The following is a 19,180-nucleotide window of genomic DNA, read 5'->3' as shown; positions in this document are numbered from 1 at the left end:
CCATCCATCGGCCTGCCCGATCGCCCAATGACAGGAGAGAGCCGGCATCATGAGACAAGTACTGCAAAACCTTCGAAACGGCGACGTCACCCTGACGGACGTGCCGTGTCCGCGCCTGAAGGCCGGCCACCTGCTGATTCGCACCGCCCGGAGCCTGGTTTCGGCCGGCACCGAACGCATGCTGCTGGATTTCGGCAAGGCCAACTACCTGATGAAGGCCAAACAACAACCGGAAAAGGTCGCCCAGGTGCTGCACAAGGTTCGCAGCGAAGGCATCATGGCCACGTTGAACGCGGTCAACACCCGCCTCGATCAACCGATGCCGATGGGATACTGCAATGCGGGCGTCGTGATCGGCGTGGGCGAGGGCGTCCAGGGCTATAAACCGGGAGATCGGGTGATTTCCAACGGACCCCATGCCGAAGTGGTTTGCGTTCCCAAGAACCTGTGCGCCCGCATTCCGGACGAGGTCTCCGACGAACAAGCCTGCTTCACCGTCATTTCCGCGATCGGCCTCCAGGGCGTTCGCCTGACCGCACCGCAACTGGGCGAATCGGTGGCGGTCTTCGGCCTGGGCCTGATCGGCTTGGTGGCGGTCCAATTGTTGCGCGCGGCCGGAACCCGCGTGATCGGGTTCGACTTCAATCCGGATCGCGTCACCATGGCCAAAGCGTTCGGGGTCACCGCGATCAACCTGGCCGAGGGCGTCGACCCGGTCGAGGCCGCCATGACGTTCACCGACGGCAGGGGCGTCGACGCGGTCCTGGTCACGGCGGCCACCAGCAGCCACGACCTGATGCACCAAGCGGCCCAAATGAGCCGCAAACGCGGGCGCATCGTGCTCACGGGCGTCACGGGGCTCAACCTCAAGCGGGCCGACTTCTACGAGAAGGAGCTTTCCTTCCAAGTGTCCTGTTCCTACGGACCGGGACGTTACGATACCGCCTACGAACAGGGCGGCCAGGACTATCCGATCGGCTTCGTGCGCTGGACCGAACAACGCAATTTCGAAGCGGTCCTGGAACTGATGCGCGACGACCGTCTTCAGGTGGAGCCGCTGATATCCAAGCGCGCACCGCTCGAAGAGGCCGCGGTCGCCTACGAATCACTGGCGGACGCGACGGCCATCGGCATCGTGCTGACCTACCCCGAACCCGAAACCGTGGCTGCGGAACGGGCTCCGCTCACCAGCGAAACGGTGGAGATCCAGGTTGCCGCCGGCGCCGATCGCCGCTCCCCCAACGTGTTGGGCATCATCGGCGCCGGTCTGTTCGCCACCAACAAAATTCTGCCGCACCTGGCCAAGTCCGACTGCCGCATGAAGTGGATCTGCAGCTCGCAAGGGGTCAGCGGAACCACGGCGGCCCACAAGTACGGCATTCAAACCAGCACCACGGACGCCCAGCAGATGTTTCAGGATCCGGAGGTGAAGGCCGTCATCATCACCTCGCGCCACGATTCCCACGCCCGTTTCGTCCTGGAAGCCTTGCGTCACGGCAAGCACGTCTTCGTGGAAAAGCCGATGTGCCTGAACGAGGAAGAGCTGGCCCAGGTCGTGGCGGCCCAGGAGCGGGGCGGCGCCAAGGGCCCGCTGATCATGGTGGGATTCAACCGCCGTTTCGCCCCGCTGATCGCACCGGTCAAGGCCTGGGCCGATCGGTGCCAGAGCCCCTTGAGCATGAATTTCACCTGTAACGCCGGTGCCATTCCGGCGGATAACTGGACCCACGACCCCCAAATCGGCGGCGGCCGGATCATCGGCGAGGCCTGCCACTTCATCGACCTGTTGCAGTACCTGGCCGGAAGTCCCATCGTTCAGGCAGCGGCCCTCAAGCAAACCCCACCGGGACAGGACCTGGAAGACAACGTCACCCTCTCGCTGAGTTTCGAAAACGGCTCGATCGGCAGCATCAACTATTTCGCGGGCGGCCACAAGGCCTATCCCAAAGAGCGGCTCGAAGTCTTCGGCGGTGGCGGCGTGATGGTGATGGACAACTACCGCGCACTACAGGGTTGGGGTATCAAGGGTTTTTCCAAAAAGAGTTCGCGCGGCCTACGCAAGGGGCACGAAGAAGGCCTGGACGCCTTTCTACAGGCCATCGGCAGCGAAAGTGAATCGCCGATTCCCTTCGCGGAGCTGGTCAACAGCACCCGTGCGACCTTCGCGGTGGTGCGCGCCATGCGCGAGCGTCGCGTGATCGAGATCGAAACGCGGTGATCGGAAGCCGAGAATCGGCTCAGTAGTAACCCTCGGGCTCGGTGCCGAACATGATCCAGGCGAGGGTCAGACCACCGACGAAGAGGATGCCGAAATACAACAAGAAGTGGTGATGCCAGGCGTGCTGGCGCTTGTCGTAATAGAGCACGTGAAAACTGGTGCTCAGAATGAGACTCGTGATGAGCATGTGGAGCATGTGGCTCTGCATACGGTCGACCCTCCCAGACAGAAAGCTTAATGTATCACACTGCAGTCCAAAGAACGAGCGGATCCATACACAATGGGGCGGACGGAGGCCGCGTGCCGCAGGGGTCGGGTTGCCTTGAACTCGGGGGAAAGGCTTTTTACCGGAGCGCGGCCGAGGAGATAAAACCCCCCTGAATACCGAAGGGAACACACCCGGGATTCCTCGGAAGTTGGCGGAGACAGCGGAGGCGTAATCCCGCTCCTCCCGAACCCGACTTCGGGCTTCCCGATGCCGTGCCGAAAGCGCGAAAAGCCGCTTGGGCCGAGTGCCGCATCGACGGATGTCCACGACTGCCAGGGGGTTCCCCATAAAAAATTCATGTCCCAACCGTGGATGTCTCGATAGAAGGGCATGTGAGCCCAGGTGAAATCGTCCCGCGATCTGTTATAATGTGACACCGTTTCCACCGTTCCCAAAATGATCTAGAGATACATGGACCGCCGAATCGTCCCCGGCCTTTCGGAATGGACCACGAATCCGCGATCGGTCAGGAGTGATTATCGTCATGACCAGCATACTCCTCGTCGATGACAGCAAAGCCGCACGCATGATGCTGCAACACTGGCTCAAGGCCCTGCGCCCCGATTTCCGCATCGTCGAAGCGGCCGACGGCGACTCGGCCCTGGCACTCATGGAAAAGGAATCGCCCGATCGCGGCGACTGGCTGGCACTCATCGATTACAACATGGAAGGCATGCACGGCACCGAGCTTGCCGAACGCCTCTTCAGCTACATTCCACCCAACTGCATGGCGCTTTGTACCGCCAACATCCAAAAGGCGGTACAGGAACGGGCCGAGAAGCTGGGCATCCACTATCTCAAGAAACCACTCAACCCCAAAAAGATTGCCGGGCTGCTGGCCCAGATGGAACCGCACCTCGCTTCATCCTGATTGCCAAGAGCGGAGACGATATGAACCTCAGCGACATTCACGTCGATCTTCTCAAGGAAACCTTTAACGTCGGAGTGGGCCAGGCCGCCACGGCCCTGAGCGAAATTGCCGGTGGAGAAGAGATCGTGTTGTCGGTTCCCCAGATCCACCTGCTCACGATCAGCGAGCTGAGCGAACAGGTGCGCACGGTTTCCGGCGAAAAGCTCTGCAGTGTGGTGGAGGAATTTCAGGGTCCCTTCCAGGGACGCGCGATGATGCTCTACTCCGAACGCGAGAGCCTGGAATTGGTCAAGTTGATGCTCGGCGAGACCTTTCCGGTGGAACAAATGTCGGAAATGGAGGGAGAAGCCCTGTGCGAGGTGGGCAACATCGTCCTGAACGCCTGCCTTTCGGCCATGGCGGACATGTTGGGCTTCGAAATCGCGACGGAAATCCCCTCCTTGATGATCGGTCACCCGAACGAGGTGTTGATGGGGGACGAGGGCGAAGCGATGAAGGACAAACGGGTCCTGTACCTGAAGATGGATTTTTCCATGCAGCGGTTCCAGCTTCAGGGCCATATCGGGTTCTTCCTCGACTTCGAATCGATCACGCAATTGGTCGCTTGTCTGGACGAATATCTGAACTCCATGCTCGAGATGTAAATTCATGTCGCTATCTCTGGATATCCTTCAAAAAGCCTGCGATCTCTGCAGCCACGGCACCATCATCCTCGATGCCGATCGCAAGGTGATCCTCTGGAACCACTGGATGCAACAGGCTTCCGGCATCCCGACCTCCGGCGCCGAAGGCAAGGCACTGAACGAATTGTTCGGCGATACCCTGCCGCCGCGGCTGCTGCGCGCGATCGACGCGGCCCTGGAACAGGGCCAGAGTTCGCTGCTGTCCACCGCTTTCACACCCAACCCCTTTCCCTTCCAGCATCCCACGCACGGCGGCATCCTGATGACGCAGAAGGTGGTGTTGCAGGCCTTCAAGGGCGATAAGGGCGATCACTTCTGCCTGATCGACATCACCGACGTGAGCCTGGCCGCCAACCGGGAAGTCAAATTGCGCAAGCAGACCGAATTCCTCGGCGACACCCTCTACAAGCTGTCCCACATCCTCGACGGCGCGGGTGAAGCCATTCTCAGCACTTCGGTCGACGACATCGTGATCCGCACCATGAACCCGGCCGCCGAACGGCTTTTCTCGGTGACGGAGAGCAGCGTCAAGGGAAAGCCGCTTTCCGAGCTGGTGTCCAAATTGCCGGAACCCGTCGAAGGCCGCACCGTGCGCGAAGAGATCGAATGCGACTACGGCGCTCCCGAGGAAACCCGTCGCGGCTTCCTGAGCATGGCCGTCTCGCGCCACAAGGACTACCCGCTGCTGACCTGGCTGATTCGCGACATCACGGCGTTCAAGGAAACGGAACGCCATCTGATTCAGGCCAAGCAAATGGCCGAAGACGCCTCGGCCCAGAAGTCGCGGTTCCTGGCGAACATGAGCCACGAGATCCGCACACCGCTGAACGGCGTGCTGGGCATGGCCGAGCTGCTGCTGGACACCCAAGTCGACCCCGAACAGCGAGACTACATCGAAATCATCCAGAAGTCGGGGGACGCCCTGTTGGCGATCATCAACGATATCCTGGATTTTTCCAAGATCGACGCCGGCAAGGTAGGCCTCGAAGCGCATCCGTTCAACCCCCGCCTGTGGTTGGAGGAAACCGTCGACCTGGTGGTCAAACAGGCCTACCAGAAAGGGTTGGAAATCGGTTACCGGTTCCCCCAGATGGACGTGGCGGAACTGGTCGGCGACGCGTTCCGGCTGCGCCAGATCCTGCTCAACCTGCTGAGCAACGCCATCAAATTCACGCAGAACGGCAGTGTGGAAATCACGGTCAAGGTCAGCGACCTCAGCCCGCGCGAGTGCATGCTCTACACGGAGGTCCGCGATACGGGCATCGGTATCGAAACGTCGGCCCAACCGCGCCTCTTCGATCCGTTCATCCAATTGGACAGCTCCACCACGCGCCGCTTCGGTGGGACCGGCCTGGGTCTGGCCATCTGCAAGAAATTGGCGGGGCTGATGGATGGCGAGATCGGCGTCGACAGCGTACCCGGCCAAGGCAGCACCTTCTGGTTCACCGCGGTCGTGAGCAAGGGCAATCACCAAGACAAACCGCCAAAGCCGGTGGGCGACGACGTGCGCGCCCTGTTCATCGGTCCTTCGAAAACGTCGGCCGGCCATCTCGCGGCCCAGCTCGAATACTGGCAGCTACCCTGCGATCACGTCGCCACCCCGGAAGATGCGCTGGAATTGCTGGACGAGATGGAAGATCCGCGCAATTACGACCTGGTCTTTCTCGACCTGGGTACCGGCGCCGAGGGCGCCCAACACATGCTGGCCCGTTCGATCCACCAGCCCATGCCGCGCTGGATCTGCCTGAATTCGGTGTTCACCCGAGCCAGTGCGACCCATCCGCGCAAGGGCGTGCAGCCCGTGAATCTGGTGAAACCGGTGCGGCGCGACGACTTGCGCCCCCTGATCGAACCCCTGACGGCCGAGCACGGCAACCGCCCGCCCAAGGCCCTCCACAACCGCCAGCAGGGCAAACCCATGGCGGTGCGCCAACCGGAAATCGAAGTACTGGTGGTCGAGGACAACCTCATCAACCAGAAGGTCATTCGCAAAATGCTCCAAAAGGTCGACTGCAAGGTGGCGGTGGCCTCGAACGGCGACGAGGCGCTGGAGGTCCTGGCCCGCAACCACTTCCACATCGTGTTCATGGACTGTCAAATGCCGGGCATGGACGGCTATGAAACGACCCGGCACATTCGCGCCGGCGAATCCGGCACGCGCGACCACCTGCCGATCGTGGCGCTGACGGCCAGTGCCATGCAGGGTGATCGGGAGAAGTGCATGGCGGTGGGGATGGACGACTACATCACGAAACCCGTCAAGCAGGACGCCCTTCAGCGCGCCCTGAACCGCTGGGTCCCCAACCGCAGAATATAGAAGTGGCCATCCCGAGGGATGGCCACGGTATCAGGTGTCGGGCTTCAGGTATCAGGCACCTTCAACCAAATTGCCCACGCATCGTTGGCTGATACCTGATACCTGATACCTGATACCTGATACCTGATACCTGATACCTGATACCTGAATTACCGAATGGCCAGCTCGGCCTGCTCCGGACGATTCATCGAAATCAACGGCGGCGCATCGCTCTTCTGGGCCGCCACGAAATCGGCCCGGGACTGAATGCCGCGCCAACGTTCGGCGATCATGACCTGGGCGATGGCACCACCCAAGCTCTCGCCGGGCCCCAGCAGGACCAGGTGATCGGGGTTCAGCTCCCGAAGCGCCACCCGGATGGAGGTGGAGAAATCGTAGGGCGCCACCACCTGGTGCCCAAAGGTGTAATCGGCCAACGAGGTTTCGACCGTCTGAAAAGGGCGCCACAAGTGACCGCTCCCGTCGATCATCGGCACCTTCGGTTGGCCCCAGCGAATATCGGCCAGTTCCTGTTTGCCGCGCTGGGAGGCAGCCTCCATGATCGGCGTGTGGAAGGCACTGTGCCGCGCCAACTGGAACGGATACTCGTTGGCGCCGATCTTGACCTTGGGCAGGGTCCCGAGCATGGCCTTCACCCCCGCATCGGTACCCGCCAGAACCAGGTTCCCACCCAGGCGGATGGAGAGCCCGACCCAGTGATCGGCCCCCAGGGCGTTCACTTCCGTCAACGCGCGCGCGACGGCGGCTTCGCGTTCCGGCGAGGGTTGCCAATGCTCGTCGACGACCGGATAGATGAGCTGCCCTCCCTGGATGTTGCCCTTTTGATAGGAACCCATGGTGTCGACCACGCGAAAGGCGTCGTCGAAATCGAGGGCGCCCCCGGTGTAGAGGGTGCTGTACCAGCCCATCGAATTACCCAGGACACCGACCACGCGGTGGCGCTCGGCGAGCAGGGCGTAATCGGCGGCCGAGCAGGTGAAAATCAGGGCGGAGGCGTTCTCGCCCGGCAGGTGGCGCGCCGAAGAATAGTGCTCGGCTCCGTCCAGATCGGAGATCGAAACGCGGCCGGCTTCCGTCCGCAGACGATCGGCCCGCGCGAGCAGGGACTGACGCTGGGCGTAGTTCGGATGCTCTTTGAAACGCGATAGATATGACAATTCACCGCGGTTGTACGAACCGCGGCCCGGTGCAATGACTACCAATCTAGCCATGGTGACTCCTCGATACATGCAAACCCGAATGGCTTCGGGGGATCTGTGGCGGGCGATCCGGCCGGGGAAAATTCGGCGTGGCGGACCGCCCGGCGGTCGCTACTTTCCGATGCGCTGGCGAATGGCCTCTCGAACCGATTCGCGCGACGGCAGACAGTATTCCCAGGCGGTGCCCAGCGGGATGAAGGTGTCCTCGCCGCAAACCCGCGTGATATGGGGCATGTTGCCGCCGTAGGCCTCGGCCAGAACGGTGGTGACCTCCTCGGAGATCGAACCGGTCTGGCGACACTCGTCGACGATGACCACGGAACGTTTGCCGCGCGCGGCGTCGATGATCGCCTCGCGGTTGAGCGGCAACAGGAAACGCAGATCCATGACGCGCACGGACTCGCCTTCCTGTTCCAGGTCCCAGGCGGCCTGGCGGCTCAGGTAGTAGCCGTTGGCGTAGCTGATGACCAGGATGTCCGAATCGGGATCGCCGTGAAAGCCCACTTCGCCGAACGGCATCGCCGCATCCGGATCGGGATAGGGGAAGGACCAGTCGCCCTTTTCCACCAGATCTTTGGTCATATAGAGCGCAATCGGCTCGATGAAGACCACCACCGCACCTTGCTGCTTGGCCAACTGCACCGAGGTCCGCATCAGCCGAACCGCATCGGGTCCGTTGGAGGCGGTGACCATGATGATCCCGGGGATTTCGCGCAGGGCGGCGAAGGCGTTGTCGTTGTGGAAATGGCCGCCGAATCCGCGCTGATAGGCGAAGCCGGCGATGCGGACCACCATCGGATTGAGATATTGGCCGTCGCTGAAGAATTTGAGCGAACTGGCCTCGCCGCGGATCTGATCGATGGCGTTGTGCAGATAGGCGAGGTACTGGATCTCGGGAATCGGGAGCAGCCCGGTGTGGGCCCCGCCGATGGCAAGGCCGAGAATCGTCTGCTCGTCCAACAGGGTATTGAACACCCGACCGACACCGAACTTCTCGTAAAGGCCCTTGGTGACGGTGTAGACCCCGCCCTTCTTGGCCACATCCTCACCGAATACCAAGACGTCGCGTTCCCGCAGACACAGGTCGTGCAGGCCCCAGTTGATCAGTTGCGCCATGTGGCGCGGCCGCTGGGTTTCCGGCGGTCGACCGTCCCAATACTGTTGGCGAACCTCGCCATCGATGGGCGTGAGCGCGAATTCGCGGTGGTCGAAATCGCGCACGAGCGGGGTCATCACGCTCGCGGCCGCCGTGTGGCGCGGCCGCTTGGCCGCTTCGGCGCCGGCCGCGCGGGTACAGGCCGCGGTGTCCTCGTACATGGCCAGCACTTCGTCGGGCGACAGCACCCCGGCTTCCACCAGAGCCACCGCGGTCGACAGCACGGGATCGAGTGCTTCCAAGGCCTCGATCTGTTCTCGGGTGCGGTAATTGGTTTCCACGTCGGAGCCCGCGTGCCCCAGCAATCGCACCGTCTTCAGGTGCAGGAACACCGGGCGGCGACGCCGCCGGCACTCTTCGATCGCCTGACGCACCACGGGATAACCGCGCCGCATATCCAACCCGTCTGCTTGGAAATAGGTGATTCCAGCTCGGTTGCGATAGTTGGATTCCACCCAGTTCTCGGGCGTCCGCACCGAGATCCCGATGCCGTTGTCTTCGCAGACCATCAGCAGCGGAACCGGAAGGTGCTGGAACGAAGCCCAGGCCGCGGCGTTGATCGCACCGACCGCGGTCGAATGGTTGACCGAAGCGTCGCCGAAGGAGCACACCACGATGCTGTCTTCGGGAATGTCGCGGCTGCCCTGCAGCGCGGCCTTGTTGCCCGCCAGCAGGTCGCGTCGTTCGAGGAAGAAGGCCATGCCCATCGCCTTCGGCAGGTGCGAGGCGATGGTGCTGGTTTGCGGCGGTATGTTGAGCGCGGTACTGCCCCACACCTTGTGGCGGCCACCGGAAATCGGATCTTCGACGGAGGCGGTCAGCGAAAGGCAGGTATCGAACAGCGGCGTCTGGCCAGGCACCTGTGCCGCCCGCGCGAAGAAAAAGCCCCCACTGCGGTAGTGCAGGAAGGCGGGATCGGTGTGGCGGGTGAGTTGGCCCACCATGGCGTTGCCCTCGTGGCCCGCCGACCCGATGGTGTAAAAACCGTGTCCTTCGTTTTTTAGCTCGCGAGCCACATAATCGATCCAGCGACTCTGCAATTGACATTGAAACAGCGATACGGCTTCGGCAACGGTCATCGGATTGTTGGCGAAAACGGTATCGGTCGGCTTGCGTGAAACTCTTTGGAAACGGTCGCCGAGCGCCGCGATCGTGGTGCGGAAACGCTCGTCGACATGAGTGACCCTACTAACGGCCATGAATCGTACCTCCCCATTGCCCGCAAGGGAGCACGCGCTTGAACGATCGGCATGGCCGACGGCGCGCTGCATGTGACCCGCTGTGCCGAGGGAACCTGGCTTTCGACGTGACCGAAGTGTCGATGGCGTCATGAGCGCTTCGCGGTATCTCTCCCATTCGGCGGACATGGATGAATTGTGCGGGGTAAATGTCTCCCCCCCAGGAGAACAGACGGCGATTGTAGCACAGACGCGCGAGCGGCGAATGACCGGGTTACTGATCGCCGGGACGAATGGTTTCGCCCAATTCGGGATTGAAGGCCTGGGCCGAGGCGCGAAACTCGAACTCGACGCGCCGATTGCGTGCGCGCCCTTCCGGTAGATCGTTGGTTTCGCGGGGTTTGCTGTCCCCAAACGACACCGGCACCAACATCGAGCGATCCACGTTCTTGCGGCGCACCAGGTAGTCCAGCACGCTGATCGCCCGCAGCGAACCCAAATCGTAGTTGCCCAGATAACCTTCCTTGTTTTGGAAGCGGACCGAGGTGGGTGCGTCCGAGTCGGTGTGACCCTCGATCATGACCGTGCCCTGGAACTCGTTGATGATGTCGCCGACTCCGTCCAAGATCGAGCCCGCACCGGGCTTGATGGTGTATTGACCCGATTCGAACAGTGCGTCGCCATCCACCTTGATGCGCACCCAATCGGCTCCGGCCTCCATTTCCAGCTCGGAGTTGCTGTTCTCCATGCGGACCGCCTTGGCCCGCACCGTCACCAGCATGGTCAACGACAGCGGAATCTCCAACTGGGTGGCCACGATATTGTCGGCGGCCGGGATCTGGGTTTCGGGTTCGCTGCGCACCATGCCGAAGGCGTCTTTGAGACTGCCGGTCAACTCGCGGTACTTGATGACGTCGGTGGTCGAAAAGCTGAGCAGCAACACGAAGAAACAGAGCAGCAGCGACATCATGTCGCCGAAGGTGACGACCCACCTGGGTGCGCCCGCCTCGCATTTACACGGTTCGGGAGGAGGTGCCGGCGCTTCGTCGCTCATCATTCACCTCCGGATTGCGTGCGCTGAGCCGCGGGCAGGAAGCCCATCAGTTTCTGTTCGGCGATCGCCGGGTGGTCGCCTTCCAAAATGGAGTTGATCCCTTCGATGATGATTTCCATCTGCATGCTTTCCTCACCATCGTACCACTCCAACTTGCGCGCGATGGGGGCGCAGATCACGTTGGCGGCCAGGGCGCCGTAGAGCGTGGTGAGGATGGCGACGGCCATCGCCGGTCCGATCGCGGAGGGATCGCTGAGCGTCGCCAACATGTTGACCAGCCCCACGAGAGTCCCGATCATGCCGAAGGCGGGGGCCGAATCCATGATGTACTTGAGCACCGAAATGGCGTTTTCGTGGCGCTTCTTGATATAGGTCATCTCGCCGGTGAGGATGGCCTTGATGGTGGGCGGCTCGGTGCCGTCCACGGCCAGGGTGATTCCCTTCTTCAGGAATTCGTTTTCGATTTCCACGTTTTCCAAGGCCAACAGGCTCTCTTTACGTGCCTTTTGGGCCAGCTCCACGATGAACTTGATCGTGTCCACCGGATCGTAGGTCTTCACGAAGAAGGCCTTCATCGCGATGCCCACCAACCCCTTGGTGGTGGCCAGGGGGAAGGCCATCATGGGCGCGCCGATACAGCCGCCGCCGATGACGATCAGGAGCGATTGGATATCAATGAAAATGACCGGATTACCACCGACAATAATGGCCGCGGCCACGAGAACCACCGAAATCGCCAGACCGGCGACGGTTGCGACATCCATGAATCAGAACTCCTTCCGGGTAGCACGGGCCAATGAGTTGAAGCCCGGGATCTGTCAGGCGTGAATTGCTTCCTCCAATTGATCGAACGGAAACGGCTTGTGGAATATTTTCTTGGGTCTCAATTTTGCGACGCGTTCCATGATCGACGCCTCGCGGTGATTGGTGGAAAAGATCCAGGCGATCTTGGAACCGTACTCGCCGATCAGCTTTTCGGCGAAGGCGGCGCCGTCGCAGGGTTCCGACAGGGTAATCTCCGAAATGATCAGGTCCGGGATCTCGCTCTTGATCATGGCGTAGGCGATATCGAGATCGTCGGTGTGTTTGGTCTCGTAGCCTTGGCCGTCGAGAAACTTGACGACGCGCTTGCGCATGAATCCGGAACCTTCCAAAACCAAGACCTTGCGAATGCGCGTCAGGTCGTTGATGTCCTGGAGGCTCATGCCCATGCGCGACAGTGCGTCCAACAGGGCGGCGCGCGATTGCTTGACCACGTCCTTGACCTGGTGCACCAGCTCTTCCTTGAGCTTCTCGCTCGTGGTGTACCCCGCCAGGTTGAACAGGATGTTCTGTTCGCGCCAGTTGCCCTCGGCCAGTTCCAACCCGGTCAGGACCGCCTTCTCGATGTCCAGCTCGTTTTCTTCGCTGATGATGAACTTGGCGTTGTTTTCCAACAAACTGGTCAATTTCTCGAAGACCCCGATGCGGGCGGTGGAGCTGGGATTGTCGTAGCCCCGGCACCGATTGCCGACTTCCTTCTGGAACTCGAGCATTTCCTTGAGGAAGAAATAGGAGCGGTTGAGCATCTTGACCGAGTTCTCCACCAGCGCCATTTCGTCCTTGTTCCAGTTGGCCTGCTTGCGGAGCGCCGATGCCGTCTCCTTGAACATCTTCTTCAGGGTGTCGTAGAGCTCCAGGTTCTTGGAAACGATGTTGGCGCCGATGCGATAGGCATCCTCGCGCATGGAGGCGTCCCGCTCTTTGAACCACTCACCCAACTGCTTGGTGACAAGCTGGTTACAACTATCGGGCAACGATTTGGCCCAGGATCTGTAGCTTTCGACCAGTAACTTGACCGCGGTCAGCGAGGTCTTTTTGTTGCGACTGTTTTCGGCGCTCTTCTTGAGCATCGCCAGCGCTTCTTCGCCACCGACCTCGGCGATCGCCTTCAGCGAAATCTCGATCAGCACCGGCGATTTGGCATCGACCATCACGGCTTCGATGTTCGGCAGGATGCCCGGATCGCCGAATTTGCCCAGGGACGCAATGGCCTCGGTGCGGATGATGTCGCTCTGGCCTTCGAGCAGGTCGATCAGGTCCGATTTGAATTCCTCGGCCTTGATTTCGCCGATAATGCGCAGCGCGGTACGCTTTTCGTCCGGTGGGCCCTCCTCCAACATGGTGCGGAGCTTGGGGTTGACGGCCTTGGACGAGCCCAGGGACCGCATCGCCATTTCCTGCACGTCCAGGATTTCGTGACGTCGCGCCACTTTGAGGAAAAAGTCGGAAAAGTCGGCTTCCGGCTTGCGCTCCAGGGCGGTCAGCAAGCGCGTCATCCCTTCGACCGTGTGGGTGGAGAGCGTGGCCTCCAGGAGTTCCTCGTCCGCCGGTTCCGCGAACCAGGCACAGCCGTAAAGCGCCATCTTCACGATATCGCCGTCATGGGATTTCACCAACCGCGTCAGCCAGGAGCAGGCTCGCTCCCGCAAGCCCGGATCCACACCGGGCAGGCCACCGATCTTGCCGATGCCGTAGGCCAATTCGGCCAACAATTGACGCAGCCGCGTTTGGCGAATGCGGGCCTCGCGCAAGGTATCCTCGTGATACTTGTTGGCGTGGGCCACCTTGTTTTCCAGGATCATCACCAGGCTTTCCAGGAAATAACGGAACCCGACCGGGTTCGCGATCACCGTCATTTCCTTGACGGTTTCGCGCGCGGCATCGTATGAGCGGTCCTCCATCTGGGACTTGAACTGCTGGTAGCCCGGCTCCTGTTCCTCCTCCAGCAGTTTTTCGGCGTACTCCCAAAGCAGGTCGAGACGCTGATCCTTGGGCTGTTGATCCAGGCTCTCGGCGGTTTCGATGAACTTGCCGTTGTCGCTGTGCTCGACGCTGTAGCGTTCCAAAATCTCCAGAACCCGTTCGAGATGCTCGGTCTTCCCCAACTGGGAAATGACCTTGGATCCCTCGCTGCGCGCCAGATCGTCGTAATTGTCGAAGGCTTCCATGATGGTGTCGACGACCTTGGCATCGCCCATCTTGACGAGGACCTTGGCCGCATGGCGACATCCGCGGTGGTTCTCGTTCCCTTTGGCCAAATTCTCCAGATAGTAGTGAACCGGCTCTTTCTCTTCGTGTTTGATCTTGTCGACTTCGCGCTGGAGCAGGGAAGCGATGGTGGCGTTGGGCTTGGATTTGGCCAAAAAGTGGAGCTTTTGGATCGCTTCCTGGGTGCCAATTCGCGTCAATCCGTTGATGCACTCTTTACACAGACCGACATCCGTTTCCTTTTCAATGACCTGCGAAAAATCTTCCAAATAACTTTCGTCTTCACGTTCGGCCAGCGCCGCGGCGAACACCGCCCGCATGGTGCGGTTCCCACTCCAATTCTTGAGCTGCTTGACCAGATAGCGGTCGACGACGGGGTCGGTATCCTTGGTGAGGGTCTGCAAGGCATCCCGGAAATCGGACAAACTGATGTCGTTGAATTCCCCGATCAAATTCTGGAGTTCGTGGAGCTTTTCTTCGGCCATTATTTCTCCGTGTTTCTCCGTTGATGGTCTTGTGGTTTCAAGTGGGAGGACTATTGCGGGGTGGGATCCAATCCTCCTCACGTAGAGAGTGAAAAGTCCGTGTGCTTGTCTGATATGGAGATCGCGCTCGAACAGGGGAGGCTGGATGCCCAGTATACCTAATTTGCGCCATCCATTTAAACCTTCAATGTAGGCTCGCACCGGCGCCGAATCACCGATCTGAGCCATTCATTCCGCTTGAGTTGCACCCCCCGCGTCGGCCTCGGAACCGGCGCCGGGAGCGCTCTTATTGAACCTCATCGTGCCCCCGCGGCAAAGGTTTAGATCGCGGCCGACCCACCTTTGGCGATTGCGATCGCCCACGCGCCTCCCGGACGACGACGAGACGACCGAAGTCCGTGTTTCGCGCTCGTGGTATAGTGTCCCCTTCGCTCGGAACTCACTTCGGCCTAACCCATTCACCGAATGGTTCGATATGTACCCTTAGCGGCGGATTCCCGCCTTTCGTCACATGTTTGGAGGAAGCATTGGCCACTTCTACCTCAGCGGGCGCGCAAAGCCTCGACGGCAAGGTCGTTCTGATTACCGGCGGTACGGGCAGTTTCGGGACGGCCATGGTCCGACACCTGCTGAAACACGGCAATCCCGGAACGATTCGGGTCTTCTCGCGGGACGAGCTCAAGCAATTTCACATGAGCCAGGCCCTGAAGGACGATCGCCTGCGCTTCTTCCTCGGAGACGTGCGCGATCGAGATCGCATTCGGCGCGCCTGCGAGGGGGTGGACCTGATCATTCACGCCGCCGCCCTCAAACAGGTACAGGCCTGCGAGTACAACCCCTTCGAGGCGATCCAGACCAACATCATCGGCAGCGTCAACGTCGTCGACGCGGCCATCGACTGCGGCGTGCCCAAGGTCCTGGCCCTCTCCACCGACAAGGCGGTCAGCCCGGTCAATCTCTACGGCGCCACCAAACTGTGTGCCGAGAAGGTTTTCATCCACGGCAACAGTTACGCCGGCCGGCGCGGCACCCGCCTCGCCTGTTGCCGTTACGGCAACGTGGTGGGCAGTCGCGGCAGCGTGATTCCCCTGTTCCTGCGCCAACGGGCCCAAAACGAGCTCACCATTACCGACGAACGCATGACCCGCTTCTGGCTGACCCTCGAGGCCGCCGTCCAATTCGTGACGCGCGCGCTCGACTACATGGCCGGTGGCGAGATTTTCGTGCCGCGTCTGCCGAGCATGCGCATCGTCGACCTGGCCCGCATCATCGCGCCCGAGGCCAGGTTGAAGCACATCGGGATCCGGCCCGGCGAGAAAATCCACGAAACGCTGTTGATGCCCGAGGAGATCCGGCACACCATTCGGGTGGACGACTTCTTCATCATCCTGCCCGAGTGGTTTTCACGCAAGGTGAAGCGCCGCTACAAGGGCACCAGGCTCCCCGAGGATTTTTCCTATTCCAGCGACGTCAACGACGCCTGGCTGACCGAAGCGGAAATGCGGGAGATCATCGCCGAATTCAGCTCCTCCCCGGCTCGGAAGAGGCTGAAAAAGGCCACCATACGCCGGGTCCCACGCCGTGCGCCGCTCTGAAACGCAGCCTCACCCCGGTCGGTAGGCGGACCAGGCGGTTTCGATCAAGGTGTTCAAATCGGAGTGGTGCGGCTCCCAATCCAGCTTTTCGCGCGCCAGATCCGAGGCGGCCACCAGGTTGGCGGGGTCGCCCGCGCGACGCGGCCCGATTCGGTAGTTCAATTTCTCGCCGATCGCGTCCTCGGTCGCCCGCAACACTTCCAGGACCGAGAACCCTTTGCCCGTGCCGAGGTTACAGATCAGGTCGCCCTTTCCGGCGGCCATGTATTCCAGTGCCTTGGTGTGGGCGACCGCCAAGTCGTTGACGTGGATGTAGTCGCGGATGCAGGTGCCGTCGGGTGTATCGTAGTCGTCGCCGAACACCGTCATCTCACCGCGTGCGCCCGTGGCGACCTCCATCGCGATCGGAATCAGGTTCTTGGGATTTACCTCGAGGCCGCGCACCCGGCCTTCCACATCGTACCCGGCGGCGTTGAAGTAGCGCAGGGACACGAACCGCAAGTTGCGAAGCTGGCTGTACCACTTCAGGAAGCGCTCGGTTTCCAATTTGGTGAATCCGTAGAAATTGGTGGGCTCCAGGGGATGGGCCTCGTCGATCGGCAGTTGGACCGGATTGCCGTAGACGGCCGCGGACGAGCTGAATACGAAGGCGCCGACGCCGTGGCGGCAAACGGCATGGATCAGGCGAAGGGTGCCGCTGGTATTGTGCTCCGCGTAGCGTTCCGGCTCGACCATGGAATCGCCGGCCGCCTTGAGCGCCGCCAGGTGGATGACCGCGTCGAAGTTGCCGGTCCCCAGGGTGTCGTCCAGCTCGTTGCCGAACATGATGTCACCCTCGACGAAATGGGCCTCGGGGAACAGGTTCACGCGCTGGCCGCTGCTCAAATTATCGAAAACGGTCACGGAATGACCCTTGGTCAATAGATCCAGAACCACATGGCTGCCGATATAGCCGGCGCCGCCAACCACCAATACATTCATGATCCCTGCTCCTTAGTTGTGAATGAGGGCTCGAGGCCCGATCTCAGTCCCTGTCGTCACTTGAAACAAGCACAGACCGCCGGTGCGGTGCACGACGCCCGCGTCATCCGTCGAATCACCGCCCGCATCGGTCGGCGATCCGGCCCGAGCTCCGTGTCGTCCGCCATCCTCAATGATCTCCTTCCTTGAGTCGCTGAATCTGGCGTCGATCGCGCTTGGTCGGCCGGCCACGCTGGCGCGGCGACTCCTTCTGCAACTCGCGGTAGATTTGCGTCATCTCGCGCATTTCCGGAGTCAGGTCGGGATCCTCGACGATCGTGTAGTGCTTGACGGCTTCCTTGGCACCGACCCGGTTTTCGATCAGGCCCTTGACCGTGACGCGCACGGTGCGCCCGTCGCGCTTGAACTCGATCTCGTCGCCGATGTTCAAGGTGCGGTGAGCCTTGACGTTGTGGCCGTCCATCTTGATCTTGCCGCCGGCAATCGCCTTACCCGCGAGGCTGCGGGTCTTGAACAGCCGGACCGCAAACAGCCATTTGTCGAGGCGCACTTCGGGAGGCGGTTTGCCAGGGGCGGTGTTTTCAGCGTGTTTGGACATAGGTTGCAATCTCGCTCGATCCGCATTGCTCACGGGGCCACGTCCGCTTGGCGAATTTCCGACACGGCGCACCCGCCAAGAAGGGGTTGGCGAATCGCGATGGCCCGCATTTCTCACGAGGTTCGGCCTCGTGGCGGGAAACCCGGGAGGCATACCGACGGGAACCGCGTTCCGCGTTGGCCCACATTCTACTCTCAAAGCCGAGTTGACGCCAAGTCGCGTCTCTTCCCAACCCGAAAACCGCGCAATCTTCGCGGCGATCAGCCGGCTTTCGGCAGTGCTTCCTGCGCGGGTGCCGGCGCCGATTCGGCCCGATAGGAGCGCACCGCCTCCAGCGCACGGGCCAGATAGTCCTCGGCCGATTCGACCTTTGGCTCGGCGTCATCACCTTCGCCCTTGACGTCCTTCTTGACCGCCACATCGGGTTTGACCCCGTTCTTGGTCAGGGTTTCCTTGGAGGACAATTCCAGGTCGGCGATGGGAATCTCCAAATGGGCGCCGTTTTTCAGTTGAACCCATCCGTAAACCGGGGGCATGCCCAGGGTCTCGATGCCCAAGGTGACCGCGGCCTTCCGATCGCGGGCGATGGCGGTGAACCACTCGGCGGCGCCCGAAGTGCCGCGGTTGTGCAGCACGAACAAGTCGAGGTCGGCAAAGGCTCCGGCCGTCTCGTTGCGTACCGGAATCGGCTCGCGGCCCTTTGCCACCCAGGCACCCAAATCACCCGCGGGCAGGAACAGGGCCACCAACATCTTGAAATGCCGGCGATTACCGCGAGCGTTGTTGCGCAGGTCCAGCACGAATCGCGGGTTGCGATCGGCCTTGGAGGCCGCCTCACGCGTCTGGTTCAAGGCCTTGCGCAGATCCAGCTCCAAACCGTCGTAGAACTGCGGGATCCGGACCAGGTGGAGGCCGTCGCCATAGGCTTGGTGCTGCATCTTGGTCTGACCGAACGTTGCGGGATGGAGTTCCACTTCGCGATCTTCGGTCTTGCCCGGATCGATGACCTTCAATCGAACGAGGGTCTCGTTTTCGAGTATCGCCTGACGCACCGCCACCAAACTCATTTCGCGGGTGACCGAGCCGTTGATTTCGCGCAGATAGGTTTCCGGAAGAATCTGGGTATTGGCGGCCGGCGACTCCGGCGCCACCTGCATCACGTAGGCATGACCCAGCCGCTTGCGCACCACCATGCCCGTTCGCAGGTAGACCTCGTCGTCGCGATTGACGGGCGTCATGCCGGGCGGCACGTAGGATGCGTTTTCGTCCAAACCGTTGAGTGCGCCCTGATACAAACCCGGCAGCAGGGTTTCCAGTTGCACCTCGTCGACGTAGGCGCGATCCACCAAATGAAGAATTTCCGGCAAGTCCTTGCTGTGCTTGAAAAGCTCACCCTGGCCATGGAGAAAGGTGCGTGCGACCGCCACCATCATGAGCGCACAGGTCAGCAGCCACATCGACGATTTGTTCATGAACCGGTGCATAGGGACCGCCTCGGCGGAGAAAGGTCCCTACAGTATAGCTCATTTGGCACCCTGGCGGGTGGT

General features: G+C 61.1%; 14 protein-coding genes. 5 read left to right on the top strand and 9 right to left on the bottom strand.

Annotation, left to right across the window (positions count from 1 at the left end; all coding sequences use genetic code 11):
• The first annotated feature begins 49 nt into the window (after positions 1 to 49).
• Positions 50 to 2,218, top strand: coding sequence for a bi-domain-containing oxidoreductase (locus J3U87_RS15410; RefSeq protein ID WP_237383945.1), 2,169 nt, complete (start codon positions 50 to 52; stop codon positions 2,216 to 2,218).
• Positions 2,219 to 2,237: 19 nt separating this feature from the next.
• Here J3U87_RS15410 and J3U87_RS15405 read toward each other — a convergent pair whose 3' ends face one another.
• A complete protein-coding gene (locus J3U87_RS15405; protein ID WP_237383944.1) occupies positions 2,238 to 2,426 on the bottom strand; it encodes a hypothetical protein in 189 nt (62 codons plus the stop codon).
• Between the two features lie 544 nt (positions 2,427 to 2,970).
• Here J3U87_RS15405 and J3U87_RS15400 point away from each other — a divergent pair.
• The 3 genes from J3U87_RS15400 to J3U87_RS15390 are packed head-to-tail and all read left to right on the top strand — an operon-like array spanning position 2,971 to position 6,357.
• Positions 2,971 to 3,357: a response regulator gene (locus tag J3U87_RS15400; protein ID WP_237383943.1), complete on the top strand. Its 387-nt coding sequence runs from the start codon at positions 2,971 to 2,973 to the stop codon at positions 3,355 to 3,357.
• Positions 3,358 to 3,377: 20 nt separating this feature from the next.
• Positions 3,378 to 4,001: a chemotaxis protein CheX gene (locus J3U87_RS15395; RefSeq protein ID WP_237383942.1), complete on the top strand. Its 624-nt coding sequence runs from the start codon at positions 3,378 to 3,380 to the stop codon at positions 3,999 to 4,001.
• Between the two features lie 4 nt (positions 4,002 to 4,005).
• On the top strand, positions 4,006 to 6,357 hold the full coding sequence (locus J3U87_RS15390) for a PAS domain-containing hybrid sensor histidine kinase/response regulator (RefSeq protein WP_237383941.1): 2,352 nt from the start codon (positions 4,006 to 4,008) through the stop codon (positions 6,355 to 6,357).
• A gap of 149 nt (positions 6,358 to 6,506) precedes the next feature.
• Here J3U87_RS15390 and J3U87_RS15385 read toward each other — a convergent pair whose 3' ends face one another.
• The 5 genes from J3U87_RS15385 to J3U87_RS15365 all read right to left on the bottom strand — a co-directional run bounded on the left by J3U87_RS15385 (position 6,507) and on the right by J3U87_RS15365 (position 14,459).
• Positions 6,507 to 7,568, bottom strand: coding sequence for an ACP S-malonyltransferase (locus J3U87_RS15385; RefSeq protein WP_237383940.1), 1,062 nt, complete (start codon positions 7,566 to 7,568; stop codon positions 6,507 to 6,509).
• Positions 7,569 to 7,667: 99 nt separating this feature from the next.
• Positions 7,668 to 9,911, bottom strand: a complete 2,244-nt coding sequence (locus tag J3U87_RS15380; RefSeq protein WP_237383939.1) for a thiamine pyrophosphate-dependent enzyme — start codon at positions 9,909 to 9,911, stop codon at positions 7,668 to 7,670.
• A gap of 253 nt (positions 9,912 to 10,164) precedes the next feature.
• The gene (locus tag J3U87_RS15375; protein WP_237383938.1) at positions 10,165 to 10,944 is read right to left on the bottom strand and encodes an OmpA/MotB family protein; all 780 of its coding nucleotides are present in this window, start codon (positions 10,942 to 10,944) and stop codon (positions 10,165 to 10,167) included.
• Positions 10,944 to 11,708, bottom strand: coding sequence for a motility protein A (locus J3U87_RS15370; protein WP_237383937.1), 765 nt, complete (start codon positions 11,706 to 11,708; stop codon positions 10,944 to 10,946). Before J3U87_RS15370 ends, J3U87_RS15375 begins: the two co-directional genes overlap by 1 nt.
• A 54-nt stretch (positions 11,709 to 11,762) precedes the next feature.
• Positions 11,763 to 14,459: a HEAT repeat domain-containing protein gene (locus tag J3U87_RS15365; RefSeq protein WP_237383936.1), complete on the bottom strand. Its 2,697-nt coding sequence runs from the start codon at positions 14,457 to 14,459 to the stop codon at positions 11,763 to 11,765.
• A gap of 527 nt (positions 14,460 to 14,986) precedes the next feature.
• Here J3U87_RS15365 and pseB point away from each other — a divergent pair.
• Positions 14,987 to 16,054 (top strand): UDP-N-acetylglucosamine 4,6-dehydratase (inverting), encoded by a 1,068-nt coding sequence (gene pseB, locus J3U87_RS15360; protein WP_237383935.1) that lies wholly within the window; start codon positions 14,987 to 14,989, stop codon positions 16,052 to 16,054.
• A gap of 9 nt (positions 16,055 to 16,063) precedes the next feature.
• Here pseB and galE read toward each other — a convergent pair whose 3' ends face one another.
• The 3 genes from galE to J3U87_RS15345 form a co-directional block, all read right to left on the bottom strand.
• Positions 16,064 to 17,035, bottom strand: coding sequence for a UDP-glucose 4-epimerase GalE (gene galE / locus J3U87_RS15355; protein WP_237383934.1), 972 nt, complete (start codon positions 17,033 to 17,035; stop codon positions 16,064 to 16,066).
• A 169-nt stretch (positions 17,036 to 17,204) separates the two neighbouring features.
• Positions 17,205 to 17,633 (bottom strand): RNA-binding S4 domain-containing protein, encoded by a 429-nt coding sequence (locus J3U87_RS15350; RefSeq protein WP_237383933.1) that lies wholly within the window; start codon positions 17,631 to 17,633, stop codon positions 17,205 to 17,207.
• A gap of 260 nt (positions 17,634 to 17,893) precedes the next feature.
• Complete coding sequence (locus J3U87_RS15345; protein ID WP_237383932.1) at positions 17,894 to 19,117, bottom strand: S41 family peptidase; 1,224 nt, start codon at positions 19,115 to 19,117, stop codon at positions 17,894 to 17,896.
• Between the last annotated feature and the right edge of the window lie 63 nt (positions 19,118 to 19,180).

Origin of the sequence: Sulfidibacter corallicola (genome assembly GCF_017498545.1) — a bacterium.
Lineage (GTDB): Bacteria > Acidobacteriota > Holophagae > Acanthopleuribacterales > Acanthopleuribacteraceae > Sulfidibacter > Sulfidibacter corallicola.
This window is presented reverse-complemented; position numbering and strand designations above follow the sequence as displayed.

Excerpts from the sequence above, each read along its gene's own strand:
- J3U87_RS15410 (WP_237383945.1), top strand. The coding sequence starts at position 50 with ATGAGACAAGTACTGCAAAACCTTCGAAACGGCGACGTCACCCTGACG.
- J3U87_RS15405 (WP_237383944.1), bottom strand. The coding sequence starts at position 2,426 with ATGCAGAGCCACATGCTCCACATGCTCATCACGAGTCTCATTCTGAGC.
- J3U87_RS15400 (WP_237383943.1), top strand. The coding sequence starts at position 2,971 with ATGACCAGCATACTCCTCGTCGATGACAGCAAAGCCGCACGCATGATG.
- J3U87_RS15395 (WP_237383942.1), top strand. The coding sequence starts at position 3,378 with ATGAACCTCAGCGACATTCACGTCGATCTTCTCAAGGAAACCTTTAAC.
- J3U87_RS15390 (WP_237383941.1), top strand. The coding sequence starts at position 4,006 with ATGTCGCTATCTCTGGATATCCTTCAAAAAGCCTGCGATCTCTGCAGC.
- J3U87_RS15385 (WP_237383940.1), bottom strand. The coding sequence starts at position 7,568 with ATGGCTAGATTGGTAGTCATTGCACCGGGCCGCGGTTCGTACAACCGC.
- J3U87_RS15380 (WP_237383939.1), bottom strand. The coding sequence starts at position 9,911 with ATGGCCGTTAGTAGGGTCACTCATGTCGACGAGCGTTTCCGCACCACG.
- J3U87_RS15375 (WP_237383938.1), bottom strand. The coding sequence starts at position 10,944 with ATGAGCGACGAAGCGCCGGCACCTCCTCCCGAACCGTGTAAATGCGAG.
- J3U87_RS15370 (WP_237383937.1), bottom strand. The coding sequence starts at position 11,708 with ATGGATGTCGCAACCGTCGCCGGTCTGGCGATTTCGGTGGTTCTCGTG.
- J3U87_RS15365 (WP_237383936.1), bottom strand. The coding sequence starts at position 14,459 with ATGGCCGAAGAAAAGCTCCACGAACTCCAGAATTTGATCGGGGAATTC.
- galE (WP_237383934.1), bottom strand. The coding sequence starts at position 17,035 with ATGAATGTATTGGTGGTTGGCGGCGCCGGCTATATCGGCAGCCATGTG.
- J3U87_RS15350 (WP_237383933.1), bottom strand. The coding sequence starts at position 17,633 with ATGTCCAAACACGCTGAAAACACCGCCCCTGGCAAACCGCCTCCCGAA.
- J3U87_RS15345 (WP_237383932.1), bottom strand. The coding sequence starts at position 19,117 with ATGCACCGGTTCATGAACAAATCGTCGATGTGGCTGCTGACCTGTGCG.